Here is a 3,207-nt window from a genome sequence, read left to right as displayed (position 1 = left end):
CCCCTGCGTTAAAGTGTGCCACAACCAGTGCATCCTCTCTCCCGAACGCAGCGTTTCGAACTATGGGAAAGAAAAGGCCTCCACCGAACAGCTTTTCGAGCGCGTGGATGAATGGTTGTCTAACTTCGAAGTGCAGATGAATGAGGACCGGGAACGTATCCGCCGTCTGAAAGCGAAAGTGATTACCCCCGTGGAAATGTATGCCTACATCGGCCTGCTGACCGCCTTGCGCGTATCGCATGACAGTTCCGACAAGTGCCTCTCGTCCAAGGTGGAAACCTACCCGCTCAACCAGTCCCAAATTTCAATTTTTACAGAGGATCTGCTCAAACTTACCGAAGAAAAGAAAAAACTTACGGCGTGGGACATCTATAACGTGGCAACCGAAATCTACAAGCCCGGCCGTACGGACATCCCGGCCATGATTCCCCAGAACGGGGCATTGGCCGAGCTGATGCTCTCGGAAAACCTGCCTGAAGCCTGACCATGACACGCATCAGAGGACAACTGACAACAGCGGACTACCTTCCTATGGATACGTTCCGAAAATTGCTCGATGCATTGGAAGAAGACGGTGAATATCTGTGGGCGACCTACTGCTGGCTATCATTCTGTACGGCATTCCGGGCTTCGGACGTACGTACACTCCGATGGAAAGACGTGCTCAACCGCAACCGGCTGGTAAAGACGGAGAAGAAAACCCGCAAGAACCGCATGGTGAAGTTCAGCCGGTATGTACAGGAGAAGACACGGCATCTGTACGAGTTGCAGGACAGCCCCGATGTGGAAAACCTGATTTTCATGAACCCGCGGACCGGCAACCCATACTCTCTGGAATACATCAACCGGTTGCTTAAGGCGTTCCGGGTCAGATATCGGATTCCCATACACGCTTTTTCCACACATACCTTCCGCAAGACCTTCGGGCGCTATGTCTACGAGATAATGGGACGCTCGGCGGAAGCGCTGATCCTGCTCAACCAGATATTCCGCCATTCCAATCTGGAAACTACCCGACGCTACATCGGATTGGCGCAGGAGGACATCGACAAGGTGTTCAATTCCATACATATCTGACAACAATTTCAAGGAAGCCCGGAAACCACCCATCCGGGTTCCGGGCTATGCTTAATATGACAACATCTAAAAATCAACGCTGTAAACAATGGATAAACCGATATATATAGACACCTACTTCCGTATCGAATCCGGTTACGAATGGGGACGCGGAATGTCAAAGGAAAAGACAGGGGCATTCTTCGCCGAAATCAGAAGCCTGTTCTCGCAAAACGGTTTCACAATCGAGGAGTGCAAGTACGGTGGTTGTCCGGATGTCGTGCTGGAGAAAACACGGCTCTACTGCCACCCACAGGAACTCTCCGGTCCCGTAAGGAAAGATTTAATCGAGCACATCGAGAAGATTTTAACGCAAGGAACGACTTTCCAGTACCTGCGCACCGACACGTACGGCGAGCTCCTCGACCTGACGGAAGAGGAAGAACTCGCGTATTACCACGAGACTCATGACATGACTATCGGGGGTGTCTTTCTTGAAGCATTCCGTACCAAACGCCGTAACCTGTATAAGATACGGGAACAGGTGCTGGAAATAATCACCGGAAAACTGCAGGTCAGAACACTCCGTAAAAGTTCCATTTATTCGAATACCTCCCCGGCATACTGCTATATCATGGAAACGTACGGGAAAATGGTGTCCGAAGGACGGCTCGTCGAGGAATGCAAGCAAACCGCTTCCGGAAAACTGCCGCTCTGCCGCACGGCAACCGGCAGGGAACTGAAAATGAAAAGACGGGAAGACGACAGGACGGAATGACACGCGGTTCCGAGCCGGGCATGGCCGGATACCGGCCAGAAGACTCCTGTAAATCATAATTTCCAAGCCGGACTGTCAATCGAAAGAAGGATGCCCCCGGCTATACTTCAACAACAAGAGATAGCACTATTATGAGCATACAAATCGGAAAACTGTTGCCGGACGGCAGTGTCCGGCACATCAAGGCGCTCCACGAGACGCTTTCAAAAAACCTTGTGAGGAAACTCCGGGTGTTCTATCCCAATGACAAACGGGTAGATGCCCTGCTGTCGCTGGGCGACATACAAAAACTGGGACCGTCACCCTATGGAAAATGGACAGGAACCGGCGATGCCGTCCACTGTTTTTCAAAGATTCGTGACGGACGAGAAACACCGCGGCAATCCGCATCACGCATCGCGGACAACGCAGACATTTTCGGCCGCATGGAGGCCACGTGCCTCCTGTTCGATAACGGCAGATGGCATGTCATGGACAAGGGAGAACACTGTGAACCGCCGCTCTTCGTCGAAGATACGCCCTCCCATGACAGCATGAAACCGATCTCGGTGTATGTGAACAACCATGCCCGACTCGAAAAGATAAATACACCGCAGCACTGGCAGGGACTTGAGGAACTTGCCGAACGTGAGCTCCGGATACTTTATGTCTACCGGGGCTGCCGCCTTGTAAGAATCGTACGTTCGTCCAACCTTAAAAAGAAACTGTATGGGACATCGTAACATCGTATCGGCCATAGAATGGCTGCCGGAACACCTGTTCACGGAAGAGATCGTGGAAGCAGCCGTCGAAAGCAAGGAAATAGAGGTGCTGAGTCATATTCCGGGACGTTTTCTCACACCCGGACGTATAGAACGAATCATCGCGGGCAGCACGGAGAGCTGGCACAGCTTCGAACTGCGTAATATCCCGGAGGCGTGCCGTTCGGGAGCAGTCTGTGACTACGCCACGCGCAAAAAACCGAAGAACATCACGGCCGTTCCCGAAGCGATGATTACCCGGGAAATGGCGGAAGCGGTCATCCGAAACGGACGCGGGGATTTCGACATTCTCGCCTTCATACCTGAACGCCTTTGGGACGCGCAACTGGCATACCTGGCCTTGCGCAGCTATGTTTACGACCCGCATTACGCGGACAGCAGGACAGACGCCGTCATGAAAACGGGTCTTATCCTCGGATATGTCCCCGTTGGGGTAAAGACTCAAGGGTTCTATTACGGGATGCTCGACGAGATGAGAATATTAAGTACGGTTACCGACGCCGTTGTGCCGCCGCCTTTCAAAAACGCGGCGTATTACCGCAAGATGGCGGAACATGACCTCTCGCTTGTTCCCGCCCGGTTCTATTCCTATGAGATTCTCCATGCGGCTGT

The 3,207-nt window shown here is 52.5% G+C and carries 3 protein-coding genes and 2 pseudogenes; all 5 read left to right on the top strand.

The genetic code is table 11. The features are described from left to right. Positions 1 to 484: pseudogene (locus LPH68_RS25800) on the top strand (DUF932 domain-containing protein); the annotation flags it as partial. A 2-nt stretch (positions 485 to 486) separates the two neighbouring features. Further along, a complete protein-coding gene (locus LPH68_RS25795; protein WP_196036655.1) occupies positions 487 to 1,077 on the top strand; it encodes a tyrosine-type recombinase/integrase in 591 nt (196 codons plus the stop codon). Between the two features lie 88 nt (positions 1,078 to 1,165). After that, positions 1,166 to 1,834 carry a hypothetical protein gene (locus LPH68_RS25790; RefSeq protein ID WP_196045660.1) on the top strand — a complete coding sequence of 223 codons (669 nt, stop codon included), beginning with the start codon at positions 1,166 to 1,168 and terminating at the stop codon, positions 1,832 to 1,834. A 131-nt stretch (positions 1,835 to 1,965) separates the two neighbouring features. Then, the gene (locus LPH68_RS25785) at positions 1,966 to 2,556 is read left to right on the top strand and encodes a hypothetical protein (RefSeq protein ID WP_196045659.1); all 591 of its coding nucleotides are present in this window, start codon (positions 1,966 to 1,968) and stop codon (positions 2,554 to 2,556) included. Further along, positions 2,543 to 3,207: pseudogene (locus LPH68_RS25780) on the top strand (hypothetical protein); the annotation flags it as partial. The gene LPH68_RS25785 and the pseudogene LPH68_RS25780, both read left to right, overlap by 14 nt.

The organism is Bacteroides sp. 1_1_30 (assembly GCF_020982715.1).
GTDB classification, from domain to species: Bacteria; Bacteroidota; Bacteroidia; order Bacteroidales; family Bacteroidaceae; genus Bacteroides; species Bacteroides xylanisolvens.
This window is presented reverse-complemented; position numbering and strand designations above follow the sequence as displayed.

Bases quoted from the DNA above. Each gene is read 5' to 3' on its own strand.
- LPH68_RS25795 (WP_196036655.1), top strand. From the start codon at position 487: ATGACACGCATCAGAGGACAACTGACAACAGCGGACTACCTTCCTATG.
- LPH68_RS25790 (WP_196045660.1), top strand. From the start codon at position 1,166: ATGGATAAACCGATATATATAGACACCTACTTCCGTATCGAATCCGGT.
- LPH68_RS25785 (WP_196045659.1), top strand. From the start codon at position 1,966: ATGAGCATACAAATCGGAAAACTGTTGCCGGACGGCAGTGTCCGGCAC.